Annotated in this window: 12 protein-coding genes and 2 pseudogenes; 9 read left to right on the top strand and 5 right to left on the bottom strand. The window is 71.1% G+C overall.

Annotated elements, in window-relative coordinates; translation table 11 throughout:
* Positions 1–17: 17 nt before the first annotated feature.
* The 6 genes and pseudogenes from ACFVT5_RS15615 (at position 18) to ACFVT5_RS15590 (ending at position 6239) form a co-directional block, all read left to right on the top strand.
* Entirely contained in the window at positions 18–1208 is a 1191-nt protein-coding gene (locus ACFVT5_RS15615; protein ID WP_389886787.1) for an acyl-CoA dehydrogenase family protein, read from the top strand.
* A 6-nt stretch (positions 1209–1214) separates the two neighbouring features.
* Positions 1215–1454, top strand: a pseudogene (locus ACFVT5_RS15610) (DUF2236 domain-containing protein); the annotation flags it as partial.
* Between the two features lie 59 nt (positions 1455–1513).
* Entirely contained in the window at positions 1514–3751 is a 2238-nt protein-coding gene (locus tag ACFVT5_RS15605; RefSeq protein WP_389886784.1) for a tetratricopeptide repeat protein, read from the top strand.
* Positions 3752–3853: 102 nt separating this feature from the next.
* Positions 3854–5404 (top strand): phytoene desaturase family protein, encoded by a 1551-nt coding sequence (locus ACFVT5_RS15600; RefSeq protein WP_389886781.1) that lies wholly within the window; start codon positions 3854–3856, stop codon positions 5402–5404.
* 104 nt (positions 5405–5508) lie between these two features.
* Positions 5509–5706 (top strand): hypothetical protein, encoded by a 198-nt coding sequence (locus tag ACFVT5_RS15595; protein WP_389886778.1) that lies wholly within the window; start codon positions 5509–5511, stop codon positions 5704–5706.
* The gene (locus tag ACFVT5_RS15590; protein ID WP_389886775.1) at positions 5703–6239 is read left to right on the top strand and encodes a GNAT family N-acetyltransferase; all 537 of its coding nucleotides are present in this window, start codon (positions 5703–5705) and stop codon (positions 6237–6239) included. Before ACFVT5_RS15595 ends, ACFVT5_RS15590 begins: the two co-directional genes overlap by 4 nt.
* A gap of 23 nt (positions 6240–6262) precedes the next feature.
* On the opposite strand, the gene ACFVT5_RS15585 is transcribed toward ACFVT5_RS15590, so the two are convergent.
* From ACFVT5_RS15585 to ACFVT5_RS15575, 3 genes are all read right to left on the bottom strand, one after another.
* On the bottom strand, positions 6263–6676 hold the full coding sequence (locus tag ACFVT5_RS15585; RefSeq protein ID WP_389886772.1) for a glyoxalase: 414 nt from the start codon (positions 6674–6676) through the stop codon (positions 6263–6265).
* A gap of 41 nt (positions 6677–6717) precedes the next feature.
* The gene (locus ACFVT5_RS15580) at positions 6718–7344 is read right to left on the bottom strand and encodes a histidine phosphatase family protein (RefSeq protein WP_389886769.1); all 627 of its coding nucleotides are present in this window, start codon (positions 7342–7344) and stop codon (positions 6718–6720) included.
* A gap of 104 nt (positions 7345–7448) precedes the next feature.
* Complete coding sequence (locus ACFVT5_RS15575; RefSeq protein WP_389886766.1) at positions 7449–9299, bottom strand: serine hydrolase; 1851 nt, start codon at positions 9297–9299, stop codon at positions 7449–7451.
* A 204-nt stretch (positions 9300–9503) separates the two neighbouring features.
* Here ACFVT5_RS15575 and ACFVT5_RS15570 point away from each other — a divergent pair, with 204 nt between their 5' ends.
* The 3 genes and pseudogenes from ACFVT5_RS15570 to ACFVT5_RS15560 all read left to right on the top strand — a co-directional run.
* Complete coding sequence (locus ACFVT5_RS15570; RefSeq protein ID WP_389886763.1) at positions 9504–10625, top strand: NAD(P)H-dependent flavin oxidoreductase; 1122 nt, start codon at positions 9504–9506, stop codon at positions 10623–10625.
* A 10-nt stretch (positions 10626–10635) separates the two neighbouring features.
* A complete protein-coding gene (locus ACFVT5_RS15565) occupies positions 10636–12186 on the top strand; it encodes an acyl-CoA synthetase (RefSeq protein WP_389886761.1) in 1551 nt (516 codons plus the stop codon).
* A gap of 71 nt (positions 12187–12257) precedes the next feature.
* A pseudogene (locus ACFVT5_RS15560) lies at positions 12258–12767 on the top strand (acyl-CoA synthetase); the annotation flags it as partial.
* Positions 12768–12801: 34 nt separating this feature from the next.
* On the opposite strand, the gene paaK reads toward ACFVT5_RS15560, so the two are convergent.
* Positions 12802–14103: a phenylacetate--CoA ligase PaaK gene (paaK, locus tag ACFVT5_RS15555; RefSeq protein WP_389886758.1), complete on the bottom strand. Its 1302-nt coding sequence runs from the start codon at positions 14101–14103 to the stop codon at positions 12802–12804.
* 163 nt (positions 14104–14266) lie between these two features.
* Entirely contained in the window at positions 14267–15889 is a 1623-nt protein-coding gene (locus tag ACFVT5_RS15550) for an acyl-CoA synthetase (protein ID WP_389886755.1), read from the bottom strand.
* Positions 15890–15911: the final 22 nt, after the last annotated feature.

Here is a 15911-nt window from a genome sequence, read left to right as displayed (position 1 = left end):
GACAGCCAGGAGGCGCCGTGCACCTCGAATACACGCCTGAACAGCAGCGGTTGCGCGTCGAGCTGCGCGCGTACTTCGCGGAACTGGTGCCCGACAACGCCTATGCCCGCTACGAGGATCCGGCGGCGCAGAAGCGGTTCTACCGGGAGACGATCCGCCGGCTCGGCGCCGACGGCTGGCTCGGCGTCGGCTGGCCCGAGGAGTTCGGCGGCCGGGGCCTGTCGCCGATGGAGCAGTTCATCTTCTTCGACGAGGCCGCGCAGGCGGGCGTACCCCTGCCGCTGATGGCGCTGAACACCGTCGGCCCGACGATCATGCGGTTCGGCACCGACGAACAGAAGGCGTACTTCCTGCCGAGGATCCTCTCCGGAGAACTCGACTTCGCCATCGGCTACAGCGAACCCGACGCCGGCACGGACCTCGCGGCGCTCAAGACCCGTGCCGTCCGGGAGGGCGACGAGACCACCGGCCACTACACGGTCAACGGCCAGAAGATCTGGACGACCAACGGCGACACCGCCGACTGGGTCTGGCTCGCCGTCCGCACCGACCCCGAGGCACCGCCGCACAAAGGCATCACCATGCTCCTCGTCCCGACGTCCGACCCCGGCTACTCCTGCACCGTCATCAACACCCTCGCCTCGCACGACACGACCGCCAGCTACTACGAGAACATTCGCGTCCCGGCCTCGCGCCGCGTCGGCGACGAGAACAAAGGCTGGCGCCTGATCACCAACCAGCTCAACCACGAACGCGTCACCCTCGCCGCCCACGGCACCATGGCGATCCGAGCCCTCCACGACGTCCAGCGCTGGGCGATGGACACCAAACTCACCGACGGCCGCCGCGTGATCGACCTCGGCTGGGTCCGCCGCGGTCTCGCCCGGACCCACACCCGGCTCGACGCCATGAAACTCCTCAACTGGCAGATGGTGAACGCCGTCCAGGAAGGCACCCTCACCCCGCAGGACGCCTCCGCCGTGAAGGTGTACGGCTCCGAGGCCCGCCGGGACGCGTACGCATGGCTCATGGAGATCGTCGGCGCCGCGGGCGGACTCAAGGAAGGCTCGGCGGGCACCGTCCTGCACGGCGAACTGGAACGCGGCTACCGGTCCGCCGTGATCTTCACCTTCGGCGGCGGGAACAACGAGATCCAGCGCGAGATCATCTCCTGGATCGGCCTGGGAATGCCCCGCGTACGCCGTTGACCTGCCCTCCTGTGGGGGCGCGTCGCGGCACTCGCGCTCGGGACACTGCCGCCGTACGCCCATGATCTGTACGGCCGTTAGGCCCCGCCGCCCGCGACGGTGACCCGGCGCCTGCGACGCACCGGCGCCCCCCTGCGTCGCGTACCCGCGCGGGTGCGGTGGCAACTCCCGCCGCACCACATTGTGCGCGCCATGTCACGGCTCGGCCCCGGTAGCCGCCCGGCCCCGTTCAAACTCGGCACGTAGACCGCCATACTGGACAGGCCAGGGGAGGGCGCTGCTAGTGACGGGGGCGACGGCGGGAGATGGCGGACACCAGGCTGATCCAGGGCCGCTACCGGCTGCTCGACCTGATCGGGCGCGGCGGCATGGGCGAGGTGTGGCGGGCGCGGGACGAGTCGCTGGGGCGTCACATCGCCGTGAAGTGTCTGAAGCCGCTGAACCCGCACCACGACCCGCAGTTCACCGGCGTGCTCAGGGAGCGCTTCCGGCGCGAGGCCCGGGTCGCGGCGTCCCTCCAGCACCGGGGCGTCACCGTCGTCCATGACTTCGGCGAGTCGGACGGCGTGCTGTACCTCGTGATGGAACTCCTCGAAGGGCGCAACCTCGGCCAGCTCCTGGAGGACAACAGCAACCGTCCGCTGCCCGTCGAGGACGTCGTCGACATCGCCGACCAGGCAGCCGCCGCCCTCGCCTACACCCATGAACAGGGCATCGTGCACCGGGATCTGAAGCCCGCCAACATCATGCGGCTGGCCGACGGGACCGTGAAGATCTGTGACTTCGGCATCGCCCGGCTCGGCCACGACATCGGATTCACCTCCCGGCTGACCGGCACCGGGATCGCCCTGGGCACCCCGCACTACATGTCACCGGAGCAGATCGGCGGCGCCGAGGTCGACCAGCGCAGCGACCTCTACTCCTTCGGCTGTGTGCTGTACGAAATCGCCACGGGCGCCCCGCCGTTCGACCTGGACGACGCGTGGGCTGTCCTCGTCGGCCACCGCGACACGCCACCGCAGCCGCCCCGCCGCCACCGCACCGAACTCCCCGGCTACTTCGAGCGAATCATCCTCGACCTCCTCGCGAAGGAACCGGCGGCGCGGCCCGGCGACGCCCGCGAACTCGGCCGCCGGATCGGCGCGGGCCGCGCCTCGGTGACCTACATCCCTACGGTGACGAGCCCCCCGGTCGGTACGGGACCGGCGGGCCGCCCCGAACAGCCGCCGTCCCGGGAGCCGCGCCTGCCGTCCTGGACACGGGGGATGACCACCGGGCACAAGGCGACCGGCGCCGCGCTGCGGCTCACCCCGCCCGACCCGGCCGCCGGGCTCACCGGCGAGTGGATCCCGCGCGCCGACACCCGTCGGGCGCCCCTGCCGAACTCGCCGGAGCGGCCCACGCCGTCCCCCGAGACCGTCGCCGTCCTCGTGTCCCGGCACAACGCGGGCCTCAGCCTGGGCCGCCTCGGCCGCTGGGCGGAGGCCGGTGAGGTCCACCGCGCGGTCGCCGCCGAACGGGAACACGCGCTCGGCCCCGACCACCCCGACACCCTCGCCAGCCGCTACGAGGTCGGCTTCACGCTCAGCCGTACGGGACGGGCGTCGGACGCGCTGCGCGAGTACGGGCGGGTTGCCGAAGGCCGCGAGCGGGTCCTCGGCCCCGACCATCCCGACACGCTCGCCGCCCGGCAGGAGATGGCGTACGTCCTCGGGCAGCTCGACCGGCATTTCGACGCCCACCAGGTGTACACCTCGGTGCTCGCCGCCCGGGAGCGTGTCATGGGCGCCGACCATCCCGACACCCTGCGCTGCCGCCACAACCTCGCCTTCAACCTGAGCCGCCTCGGCCGCCTGGAGGACTCGTACCGCATGGCGAGCGAGGTCGCGTCCGCGCGCGCCCGGGTGCTCGGCGCCGAGCACCCCGACACCCTCGTGACCCGGTACGAAGTGGCGTACGCGCTAGGGCAGTTGGGCCGCTGGACCGAAGCCCTGGAGACCTACCGCGAGGTCGCCGACGCGCGCGGACGCTCCCTGGGGCCCGATCACGCGGACACGCTCGCCGCGCGGTACGAGGTCGGGATCAGCCTCGGACGGCTCGGGCGCAGCGCGGACGCCCTGACGCTGTACCGGGGTCTCGTCGCGGACCGCACCCGGCTCGGCGGCCCCACGGACGCCGACACACTGCGGGCCCGGCATGGTCTGGGCGTGAACCTGGGGCGCCTGGCCCGCTGGGAGGAAGCGCTCGCCGAGGCCCGCGACGTGTGCGCGATCAGGGAACGGGTGATCGGCGCCGACCACCCCGACACGCTGGTCAGCCGCCGCGAGGTCGCCGTCGCGCTCGGCTGGCTGGGCCGCTGGGCCGACGCGCTCGTCGAGTACCGCCGGGTGGCCGCCGCCCGTGAGCGGGTCCTCGGCCCCGACCACGCCGACGCGCTGGCCGCCCGTAACGACGAGGCGCACTGCCTGGAGCAGCTGGGGCGGGGCGAGGAGGCGGTGCGGCTGTACCGGATGGTCGCGACCCGCCGCCGACGGGGAGCCTGACCGGCCGCCGGGGCGCCGGTACCCCTGGTCGGTGAGCCGGTATCGCCGGCTTGGGGGCGGGCACCCTCTGGCCCCGCCCGGCTCCTCGTGTTACCAAGAAGCATGCCTGCTCAAGACATGTACGACGCCGTGATCGTCGGCGGGGGTCACAACGGTCTGGTGGCCGCCGCCTATCTGGCCCGCGCGGGGCGCAGTGTGCTGGTGCTGGAACGGCTCCCGGTCACCGGCGGCGCCGCCGTGTCCACACAGCCGTTCGCCGGAGTGGACGCGCGCCTGTCGCGGTACTCGTATCTGGTGAGCCTCCTGCCCGGGAAGATCGTGGACGACCTCGGGCTCACCTTCCACGTCCGGAAACGGACCGTGTCCTCGTACACGCCCGTCGAGCGGGACGGACGGCCGACAGGGCTGCTCGTCGGCGGCGGCGCGGACCGTACCCGTGCCTCCTTCGCGCACCTGACCGGCGACGACCGCGAGTACGACGCCTGGCTCGCCTTCTACGACATGACCCGGCGCGTCGCGGAACGTGTCTTCCCCACGCTCACGGAGCCGCTGCCCACCCGCGACGAACTGCGGGCACGCGTCGCGGACGAGCGGGCGTGGAACACGCTGTTCGAGGACCCGATCGGCGTCGCCGTCGAGGACACCTTCCGCGACGACCTGGTGCGCGGTGTCGTCCTCACCGACGCGCTCATCGGCACCTTCGCCGACGCCCACGACCCGTCCCTGCGGCAGAACCGCTGCTTCCTGTACCACGTGATCGGCGGCGGCACCGGCGACTGGGACGTGCCCGTCGGCGGTATGGGCGCGTTCACGGACGCCCTCGCCGGCACGGCCCGCGCGGCGGGCGCCGAGATCGTCACCGGGCACGAGGTGACCCGCGTCGACACCGACGGACAGCGCGCGGAGGTGACCTTCACGACGGCATCCGGCGAGGGCCGGGTCGCCGGCCGCCACGTCCTCGTCAACGCGTCCCCACGGGAACTGTCCACCCTGCTCGGCGAGGAACCGCCCGCCCCGGCCGAGGGCGCGCAGCTGAAGGTCAACATGCTGCTGAAGCGGCTGCCGAGGCTGCGGGACACGTCTGTCGACCCGCGCGAGGCGTTCGCCGGTACGTTCCATATCGCCGAGGGATACGGCCAGTTGGCGTCGGCCTTCGGCCAGGCCGCCGCCGGTGAACTGCCCGCCGTGCCGCCGTCCGAGATCTACTGCCACTCGCTGACCGACCCGACGATCCTCGCCCCCGACCTTGTCGAGCGCGGCTACCAGACACTCACCCTCTTCGGTCTGCACACCCCCGCCCGGCTGTTCCGCGACGACAACGACGCCGCCCGCGCCGCCCTCTTGAAGGCCACACTGGCGGCGCTCGACGCGCATCTCGACGAACCGATCGAGGACGTCCTCGCCCTGGACGCCGACGGCCGGCCCTGCATCGAGGCCAAGACCCCGCTCGACCTCGAACGCGACCTGAGGCTCCCGGGCGGCAACATCTTCCACCGCGACCTCGCCTTCCCCTACGCCCAGGAGGACACAGGCCGTTGGGGCGTGGAGACCCGGCACCCGAACATCCTCCTGTGCGGCGCCGGAGCGGTACGCGGCGGCGGAGTCAGCGGCATCCCGGGCCACAACGCGGCGATGGCGGCACTGGGCGAGTGACCGCTCATACGGAGAACTGCCCGCGCTCAGGGGGAGTTCCCGGTCAGCCGCCGAGCAGGTCCCGGATCGCCTTGAGTACGGCTTCGGGGTGGCACCAGGGGAGCGTGACGTGTCCGGCGCCGTCGAGCCAGGACGAACTCGCCGAACTGGTCGAAGAGTTGCGCGCGGTCATCCTGTCCAGAACCGGCAACGGACCCGCGCCGGACCGCGCCCTCCATCTGCTGAGCCCGATCCTGTTCCCCATCGAGTTCCCCATCGAGGAACGGCCGACCGATCACCCACGAGAAGCAGGCACCCCGTGACAGAGCCCCGCACCCCGATCACCGAGCTTGCCACCGGGCGACTTGACCTGCTGCCGCTCCTGGTCGAGCACGCGGAGGAGATGGCCGACGTCCTCTCCGACCCCGACCTGCACACCTTTATCGGCGGCGCCCCCGAGACCCCGGACGGCCTGCGCGACCGGTACCGCCGGATGGTGGCCGGCGCGCCCGACCCCGCCGTCACCTGGTGCAATTGGGTACTCCGGCTCCGCGACGAAGCCTGCCTGGTAGGCACCGTACAGGCGACGATCGGTCCCTCTCCCGAGGGGCGGAAGGCCGAGATCGCCTGGGTCGTCGGTACGCGGTGGCAGGGGCGCGGTTTCGCCAAGGAGGCGGCGACGGCGCTGACCGCCTGGCTGGAAGCCCAGCCGATCGACGTCATCGTCGCCCACGTACACCCCGACCATCAGGCGTCCGCAGCCGTCGCCGCGGCCTGTGGCCTGACGCCCACGGATCGCACGCAGGACGGCGAGACCCGATGGGAACGGACCCTGGACCGCCGCCACTCCGGCTGAGCGAGCAAGGGCTCCGCGCCCGCTCAGGAGACGGGGCGCGGCTCCAGGAACTCCAGCCGGTTGCCGAGCTTGTCGAAGGTGTGGAACCGGTCGTAGCCGGGGAAGTTGTCGTCCCACGTCACCGCGTGACCGCACTCCTCCAGGCGCATGGCCAGCCCGCGCAGCGAACGCACGAGAATGCCCGGGTGGGCCTTGCGGGCGGGGGCGAAGTCCTCCTCCACCCCGAGGTGGACTTCCAGGCCCCCGCCCCGGAACCAGCAGCCGCCACGGGACGCCAGCAGCGGCGGCTTCTCCACCTCGGTCATCCCCAGCACCTCGCCCCAGAACTGGCGACACAAATCCTCGGCCCCGGCCGGAACGGCAAGCTGAACGTGGTGCAGGCCACCGAACGCGTAGGCGGGCACGGCGACTTCGGGGCCCTGACTTTCACCGGTCACCCGGCCATCCTCCCACCTCTCCGTCAGGAGTGGACGTCGCCTCAGATGTGGAGGTCGCTCGGGAAACCGGTCCAGCGCAGGTCCGCCGGCAGGTGCGCCATGTCGTTGTACAGGGCCAGCGACACGGGGCGGTCGGGTGCGTAACGGATCACGGTCAGCGCGGCGTTGGCGACATGGAGGCCCAGCCATCGCCAGCGCGGGGCGTCGAGCGCCGCCCGGACCAGCCAGCCGACCAGGAACGCGTGGGTGACGACCAGTTCGTGACGGGGTTCGTCGCCGAGGACCGGTCCGGTGAACTCCGCCACCGCCCGGCGCGCCAGCTCGGGACCTTCCGCGCACTCCTTGGGCGAGAACACCGCCAGTCGGTTCAGCAGCAAGTCGGCCGAGTCCGGTGGCAGTTCATGGCGCTGCGCCACGTACGGCACGTAGTCCCCGGCCGTTTCGGACACCTCCAGCGGTACGTTCCCGCCGAGCCGGCCGTGGATCAGCCGGGCGGTCAGCTCCGCCCGGGGCAGCGGGCCGTGCCGGACCACCGAGAGAGGGACGCTTCGGAACCGGTCGCCGAGGAGTACCGCTTGGCGGCGCCCGCTGTCCGTCAGCCCGGTTTCGTCCGGCGACGCCTCGCCGTGCCGTGCGAGGTACAGGGTGCGGGTTGCCGTGCCGGGCATGGGCGGTCCTCCGGGTGTGTGCGTGATCTTGTGGAGGCCCGGGAAGACGCACGCGGGAGGCGGGCGGTTCCCACGGCGGTGGGCACCGCCCGCCCCCGGAGCGGTCAGTCGGCCGACGGTGCCCAGCCCACCGCCTCGATCCGTGCCCCGTCCCGGGTGCGTGTCTCGTCGAACACCACCTGGCCGCCGTCCTCGACCCGCAACTCGTCGACATACGCGCCCCGGCCCACGTAGAGCTGATCCGTGGTGTACCGCCAGCGCAGCCGTACCGGTCGACCGCGCCAAGCGGTGAGGTCGGCGGTGAGGCGGTGCCAGGTGCGGCCCGACCAGCCGGTGGCCGAGCCCGCCGGGTGCTCCTGCGGGTCCGTGCCCTTCCGGACGGTGGTGAAGGGCACCGGCTGCCAGCTGGTGCCGTCGTCGCCGGAGCCCTCCAGGCGCAGCACGTCGGAGCCCGGTTCCGTGTCCCACCACAGGGAGCAGCGCAGCAGGGCCCGGTCGGACCCGATGGACAGGGCGGGGAGCGTGAGGGTCGCCGAGGTCGCGCTCGCCATCCCGGAGAACCAGGCCGTACGACCCTTCGCCGGACGGACCGGCACCGCGCGCGCCAGATCGTTCGCCGTGGCGACCCGGGGAGCGGAGCCGGATCGCCAACTGCGCACGGGATGAACCGAGTTGCCGAGGACAACGAGGAACGAGTCGGTGGTCGGATCGAGGACCAGCGAGGTGCCGGTGAACCCGGTGTGCCCCGCGGTGTGCGGAGTCGCCATCGCACCCATGTACCAGTGCTGGTACAGCTCGAAGCCGAGCCCGTGCTCGTCGCCCGGGAAGGCGGTGTTGAAGTCGGTGAACATCAGCTCCACCGACTCGGGTCGAAGGATGCGGGCCTTGCCGTACGCGCCGCCGTTGAGCAGGGTGCGGCCGAGGATCGCGAGGTCCCAGGCGCAGGAGAAGACCCCCGCGTGGCCGGCGACGCCCCCGAACCCGAACGCGTTCTCGTCGTGCACCTCACCCCAGACGAGCCCCCGGTTCATCCCCGACCAGGGCGCCCGCTCGTCCTCGGTGGCGGCGATCTTCGGCTTCCAGGAGTCGGGCGGGTTGTACCGGGTGCGGCGCATCCCCAGCGGATCGGTGATCTCCCTGCGCAGCAGGGTGTCGAGGGCGTGACCCGTGATCTTCTCCAGGACGAGCTGGAGCGAGATGAGATTCAGGTCGGAGTAGAGGTACTTGGTGCCGGGCGGATTGAGCGGGGCCTCGTTCCAGATGAGCCGGAGCTGTCCCTCGCGGGTCGGCTGGTTGTAGAGGGGGATCCAGGCGCGGAAACCCGAGGTGTGCGTGAGGAGTTGACGGATCGTGATGTCCTGCTTGCCGGCGCCCGCGAAGTCCGGCAGATACGCGGCGACCTTCGCCTCCAACTCCAGTGCGCCGCACTCCAGTTGCTGCACCGCGAGGATCGAGGTGAACAGCTTGGACACGGAAGCCAGGTCGAAGACGGTGTCCTCGGCCATCGGGATCTGCCGGTCCGCCGGGAACTCCACACCGGTGTCGGTCTTCTCGTCGTACGCCGAGTAGCGCACCGCCATCCCGATCGGCTGGTGCAGCGCCACCGTGCCGCCCCGCCCGGCCAGCAGGACGGCGCCCGCGTACCAGGGGTGCTTGGGTGAGGGGCCGAGGAACTTCTCGGCGTCGGTGACCAGTTGCCGCAGATGTCCGGCGAGCAGCCCGGCCCGTTCGGGTGTGCCCCGCCGCAGCGTCGGATGCCCCGACGGGGAGCCCGCCCCACCGGCGTCGTCCTCCTCGTCGACGGACCTCGCACCCGTCCGTGACACCGCCTGTGCCGGTCCCGCGGCGAACGGGACCAGGGCCAGGGCGCCGCCCCAGGCCAGCGCACGTGCCCCCAGACCGCGTCTGGTGACCCCGTCACTCCCGATCCCGTCGCTCCCCGTGTCCGCAGTCATGGATCAACCCTCCTGAAAGAATCTTTCGGGATCTCGATCGACCATGAAACTTTCTTGTCAGGTGTCGGCCCTGTCAAGCACACCCGCCGACCGACGCCCCGGAAGGTGGCCGCGGACCGCCCCGATTCACCACCTGGGCAAAGAATCTGACGCTGTATCAGAAAATCTCTTCCGTCGGCCGCACGGCTGCGGCATCCTGCGCGCATGCAGACGGAGCTGAGCAAAAGACTGGGAGTCGAGCACGCCGTTTTCGGCTTCACACCCTTCCCCGCGGTGGCCGCCGCCATCAGCAGAGCCGGCGGCCTCGGGGTGCTCGGCGCGGTCCGCTACACCGCGCCGGACGAACTGGCCCGCGACCTCGACTGGATGCAGGAGCACACCGGCGGACGGCCGTACGGGCTGGACGTCGTGATGCCCGCGAAGAAGGTCGAGGGTGTGTCCGAGGCCGACGTGGAGGCGATGATCCCCGAAGGGCACCGGCAGTTCGTCCGGGACACCCTCGCCCAGCACGCGGTGCCCGACCTCGCCGAGGGTGAGGCATCGGGCTGGCGCATCACCGGCTGGATGGAACAGGTCGCCCGCAACCAGCTCGACGTGGCCTTCGACTACCCGATCGCCCTGCTGGCCAACGCGCTCGGTTCACCGCCCGCCGACATCATCGCCCGCGCGCACGACCGGGGCGTCCTCGTGGCCGCGCTCGCGGGCAGCGCCCGGCACGCCCGTAAACACGCCGACGCGGGCATCGACATCGTCGTCGCGCAGGGCTACGAGGCGGGCGGGCACACCGGCGAGATCGCGTCCATGGTCCTCACCCCCGAGGTGGTCGACGCCGTCGACCCGCTGCCCGTCCTCGCGGCCGGCGGCATCGGCAGCGGCGCCCAGGTCGCCGCCGCGCTGGCGCTCGGCGCGCAGGGCGTCTGGCTCGGCTCGGTCTGGCTGACCACGACGGAGGCCGACCTGCACTCGCCCGCCCTCACCCGCAAACTGCTCGCCGCGGGGTCGGGGGACACCGTCCGCTCCCGTGCCCTGACCGGCAAACCGGCCCGCCAGTTGCGCACCGAGTGGACGGATTCCTGGGACGACCCGAGCGGCCCCGGCACCCTGCCCATGCCGCTCCAGGGCCTGCTGGTCGCCGAGGCCGTCTCCCGCATCCAGAAATACGGGGTGGAACCGCTGCTCGGCACACCCGTCGGCCAGATCGTGGGCCGGATGAACAGCGAACGCAGCGTCCAGGAGGTGTTCGACGACCTCACCCGCGGCTTCGAGCAGGCCATCGACCGCGTCAACCGGATCGCCGGACGAGACCCCCGTCCCGGACGCAGCTGAGGAGACCGAGATGAGCACGCCCCCCAACGGCTTCTGGGCGCAGGCCGCGGCGGACCCCGACCGGACCGCCCTCGTCGCCCCCGACGGCGAGGAATGGACCGCCGGACGTCTGCACGCCTCCGCCAACCGGCTCGTGCACGGACTGCGCGCCGCCGGACTCGAACGCGGCGACGCCTTCGCCGTGGTCCTGCCCAACGGCGTCGAGTTCTTCACCGCGTACCTCGCCGCGTCCCAGGCCGGCTTCTACCTCGTCCCCGTCAACCACCACCTCGTCGGACCCGAGATCGCCTGGATCGTCTCCGACTCCGGCGCCAAGGTGCTCGTCGCCCACGAGCGGTTCGCGGACGCCGCGACCTCGGCCGCCGACGAAGCGGGGCTGCCCGCCGAGCGGCGGTACGCGGTCGGCGCGGTCCCCGGCTTCCGCCCGTACGCCGAACTCCTCGACGGACAGCCCGATTCCGCGCCCGACGAGCGGACCCTCGGCTGGGTCATGAACTACACCTCGGGTACGACGGGACGCCCGCGCGGCATCCGACGCCCGCTGCCCGGCAAGCTCCCCGAGGAGACCTATCTCGGCGGATTCCTCGGCATCTTCGGCATCAGGCCCTTCGACGACAACGTCCACCTGGTGTGTTCGCCGCTCTACCACACGGCCGTGCTCCAGTTCGCGGGCGCGTCGCTGCACATCGGGCACCGGCTCGTGCTGATGGACCGCTGGTCGCCCGAGGAGATGCTGCGTCTCATCGACACCGGCCGGTGCACGCACACCCATATGGTGCCGACCCAGTTCCACCGCCTGCTCGCCCTGCCCGAGGCGACCCGCGCCGCGTACGACGTGTCCTCGATGCGGCACGCCATCCATGGCGCGGCGCCCTGTCCGGACCATGTGAAACGCGCCATGATCGACTGGTGGGGGCCCAGCGTCGAGGAGTACTACGCGGCCAGCGAGGGCGGCGGGGCGTTCGCGACCGCCGAGGACTGGCTGAAGAAGCCCGGCACCGTCGGCAAAGCCTGGCCCATCAGCGAACTCGCCGTGTTCGACGACGACGGCAACCGGCTGCCGCCCGGTGAACTCGGCACCGTCTACATGAAGATGAGCACCGGCGGCTTCAGTTACCACAAGGACGAGGACAAGACCCGGAAGAACCGCATCGGCGACTTCTTCACGGTCGGCGACCTCGGCCTCCTGGACGAGGACGGCTATCTGTTCCTCCGGGACCGCAAGATCGACATGATCATCTCCGGGGGCGTCAACATCTACCCCGCCGAGATCGAGTCCGCGCTGCTCACCCATCCCGCCGTGGCCGACGCCGCCGCCTTCGGCATCCCGCACGACGACTGGGGCGAGCAGGTCAAGGCCGTGGTCGAGCCCGCCGAGGGGCACCCGCCCGGCGCGGCGCTCGCGGCGGACATCCTCGCCCACTGCGAACGCCTCCTCGCCGGCTACAAACGGCCCAAGTCCGTCGACTTCATCGAGACCATGCCCCGCGATCCCAACGGCAAGCTGTACAAGCGACGCCTGCGCGACCCCTATTGGGAGGGCCGTACCCGCATCGTGTGAACCGTGGTCCATGCTCCAGGCATATGGCTTGATATCGATTAGGACGCAGGATCGCTCAAACTGCACACCTCGTCGAGGCCCGGGTCGTCGACGAGTCCGGCAAGGACGTCCCCGACGGCACACCCGGTGAAGTGGTCTACCGCTCACCGCAGTTGTGCGAGGGCTACTGGGACAAGCCGGAGGAGACGGCCGAGGCGTTCCGCGGCGGCTGGTTCCACTCCGGGGATCTCGCGGTCCGCGACACCGACGGGTTCCTCACCGTGGTCGACCGGGTGAAGGACGTCATCAACTCCGGTGGTGTGCTGATTGCTTCGCGCCAGGTCGAGGACGCGCTGTATCTGCATCCGGCGGTCGCCGAGGCCGCGGTGATCGGGCTGCCCGACGAGCGCTGGATAGAGGCGGTCACTGCCGTGGTCGTTCGGCGCGGCGAGGTCACCGAGGACGCGCTCATCGCCCATGCCCGTGAGCGGCTGACCGCCTTCAAGGCGCCCAAGCGGATCGTGTTCGTGGACGAATTGCCGCGCAACGCCAGCGGGAAGATCCTCAAGCGGGAGCTGCGGGACCGCTTCCAGGATTCCTGAGGCGTGCGCGTCGTCGTCACGCTGGTCGGGGCGGTCAGGACGGCTTGTTCCGCAGGTCCACTATCCGCTTGATCTTGCCGACCGACCGCTCCAGGGTCTCCGGCTCCACGATCTCGACGGTGACGGACACACCGATGCCGTCCTTCACACCGGCCGCGATGGCACGGGCCGCCGCATCGCGCTCGTCCGACGTCGCGTCCGCCCGTGCCTCGGCCCGTACGGTCAGTGCGTCGAGGCGGCCCTCGCGGGTCAGCCGGAGCTGGAAGTGCGGGGCCACCGCCGGGGTGCGCAGGACGATCTCCTCCACCTGTGTGGGGAACAGGTTCACGCCCCGCAGGATCACCATGTCGTCACTGCGGCCCGTGATCTTCTCCATGCGCCGGAACACCCGCGCCGTACCGGGCAGGAGTCGGGTCAGATCCCGGGTGCGGTAGCGGATGACGGGCATCGCCTCCTTGGTGAGCGAGGTGAACACCAGCTCACCGCGCTCCCCGTCGGGCAGCGGCTCACCCGTGATCGGGTCCACGACCTCCGGGAAGAAGTGGTCCTCCCAGATGTGCAGCCCGTCCTTGGTCTCCACGCACTCCTGCGCGACCCCCGGGCCGATCACCTCCGACAGGCCGTAGATGTCGACCGCGTCGATCGCGAACCGCTCCTCGATCTCGCGCCGCATCTCCTCCGTCCACGGCTCGGCCCCGAAGATGCCGACCTTGAGCGACGTACTCCGGGGATCGACGCCCTGCCGCTCGAACTCGTCGAGGAGCGTCAGCATGTACGAGGGGGTCACCATGATGATCTCGGGGCGGAAGTCCTGGATGAGCCGCACCTGGCGCGCGGTCATTCCGCCGGACGCGGGGATCACCGTGCAGCCCAGGCGCTCCGCGCCGTAGTGCGCGCCGAGCCCGCCCGTGAACAGCCCGTATCCGTACGCCACATGGATCTTGTGGCCCGGCCGTCCGCCGGCCGCGCGGATCGAGCGGGCGACGACGTCCGCCCACATCGACAGGTCGCCCTCGGTGTAGCCGACCACCGTGGGCAGGCCCGTGGTCCCGCTCGACGCGTGCAGCCGCCGGATCCGCTCCTGCGGTACGGCGAACATCCCGAACGGGTAGTGCGCGCGCAGGTCCGCCTTGGTGGTGAACGGGAAACGCGCGAGGTCGGCGAGCGTACGGCAGTCCTCGGGGCGCAGTCCCGCCTTGTCGAACGCCTCGCGGTAGTGGTCCACGTGCTCATAGGCGTGCCGCAGGGTCGTGCGCAGCCGCTCCAGCTGGACCCGCTCCAGCTCCGCTCGGTCCAGCCGCTCCGCCGCGTCCAGGGGTGCCTGCTCATCCGTCATCGGGACATCTCCACCGTTCGCCGTGCCCACGTCCACCGTACCCCCACCTGCCGACCGATCATTCGGTCGACTGGTCGGCTCCAGTAATTCAGGGGGTGGTGGCGCACGTCAAGGCATGGGGACGATCAGATGCGCGGGCCGGTGGCGGCACGACGGGGCGGTGCTACGCCCTGGCGGCCTCCGTGGCGACCGACCGTGCCCACCGGTAGTCCGCCTTGCCGCTCGGGGAGCGCTGGATGTGCTCGGCGATCACGAGCTGCCGGGGGACCTTGTAGCCCGCGAGCCGGGTACGGCAGTGCACCTGGATGTCGTCCAGGGACGGTTCGGCCGCGCCGTTCCTGAGCTGGACGACCGCCGCCACATGGTGGCCCCAGGTGGTGTCCGGCACCCCGGCGACGAGCGCGTCGTACACATCCGGATGGGACTTGAGGGCCTGCTCGACCTCCTCGGGGTACACCTTCTCGCCGCCCGTGTTGATGCACTGCGAGCCCCGCCCGAGCACGGTGACGATCCCGGCCGCGTCGACCGTCGCCATGTCGCCGAGCAGCACCCACCGTTCGTCGCCCTTGAGGAAGAAGGTCTCGGCGGTCTTGTCCGGGTCGTTGTAGTACCCGAGGGGGACATGCCCGCGCTGCGCGATCCGCCCCGGCTCACCGACCGCGACCGGCTCGTACGTGGCCGGATCCACCACCTGCGTACGGGAGTTGACCCGCAGCCGGAACCCCTTGTCCGGGCCCGAGTCGTCGGTCGCCGTACCGTTGAAACCGGACTCGGACGAGCCGAAGTTGTTCAGCAGCATCACCGTCGGCACCAGCGCCTGGAACTGCGCGCGCACCGTCTCCGACATGATCGCGCCGGACGACGACACGCTGAACAGCGCCGACATGTCCGTACCGCGCAGCGGCCCGTCGAGCGCGTCGATCAGCGGGCGCAGCATCGCGTCGCCCACCAGCGAGACACTGGTGACCTTCTCCTTCTCGATGGTCCGCAGTACCTCTTCCGGTACGAACTTGCGGTGCACGACCACGCGTTGGCCGAAGTTGAAGCCGATGAAGGCGGTGAGGGTCGAGGTGCCGTGCATCAGCGGGGGAGTGGGGAAGAAGGTGACGCCGTCGCCGCCTGCCGCGACGCGCTCGGCCAGTTCCTCCGGCTTGCCGATCGGCTCACCGGTCGGCGCACCGCCGCCCAGGCCGGAGAAGAACAGATCCTCCTGGCGCCACATCACGCCCTTGGGCATCCCGGTCGTGCCGCCGGTGTAGATGATGAACTGGTCGTCCGCCGAGCGGGCCGGGAAGCCCCGCTCCGGGGAGCCCGCCGCCTCGGCGTCGGTGAAGGCGACCGCCGCGACCTCGGGGGCATCCGGCTCCGGAGTGCCCACGCGCACCACGTGCCGCAGCTCCGGCGCGCGGGGCAGTGCCGCCGCCACGCGCCCGGTGAACTCGGCGTCGAAGACCAGTGCCGCCAGGTCCGCGTCCCGGTAGAGGTACGCCAACTCCTCTTCGACATAGCGGTAGTTGACGTTCACCGGGACGACCCGCGCCTTGAGGCAGCCGAGCACGGTCTGGAGGTATTCGACGCCGTTGTAGAGATGCAGGCCGAGATGTTCGCCGGGGCGGATGCCGCTGTCGATCAGATGGTGGGCGAACCGGTTCGCCGCGGCGTCCAGTTCGGCATAGCTGAGCCGGCGCTCCGCTCCCGTGCCGGGGTGATCGACGTACACCAGTGCCTCGCGGTCGGGGACCACGTCGACGACCGATTCGAACAGGTCGGCAAGGTTGTACTCCACCGCTCCTCCTGACCCCGGTGCG

Origin of the sequence: Streptomyces sp. NPDC058001 (assembly GCF_042886315.1) — a bacterium.
In the GTDB taxonomy this organism is placed as follows: Bacteria; Actinomycetota; Actinomycetes; order Streptomycetales; family Streptomycetaceae; genus Streptomyces.
This window is presented reverse-complemented; position numbering and strand designations above follow the sequence as displayed.

Excerpts from the sequence above, each read along its gene's own strand:
- ACFVT5_RS15565 (WP_389886761.1), top strand. The coding sequence starts at position 10,636 with ATGAGCACGCCCCCCAACGGCTTCTGGGCGCAGGCCGCGGCGGACCCC.
- paaK (WP_389886758.1), bottom strand. The coding sequence starts at position 14,103 with ATGACGGATGAGCAGGCACCCCTGGACGCGGCGGAGCGGCTGGACCGA.
- ACFVT5_RS15575 (WP_389886766.1), bottom strand. The coding sequence starts at position 9,299 with ATGACTGCGGACACGGGGAGCGACGGGATCGGGAGTGACGGGGTCACC.
- ACFVT5_RS15605 (WP_389886784.1), top strand. The coding sequence starts at position 1,514 with ATGGCGGACACCAGGCTGATCCAGGGCCGCTACCGGCTGCTCGACCTG.
- ACFVT5_RS15580 (WP_389886769.1), bottom strand. The coding sequence starts at position 7,344 with ATGCCCGGCACGGCAACCCGCACCCTGTACCTCGCACGGCACGGCGAG.
- ACFVT5_RS15600 (WP_389886781.1), top strand. The coding sequence starts at position 3,854 with ATGCCTGCTCAAGACATGTACGACGCCGTGATCGTCGGCGGGGGTCAC.
- ACFVT5_RS15570 (WP_389886763.1), top strand. The coding sequence starts at position 9,504 with ATGCAGACGGAGCTGAGCAAAAGACTGGGAGTCGAGCACGCCGTTTTC.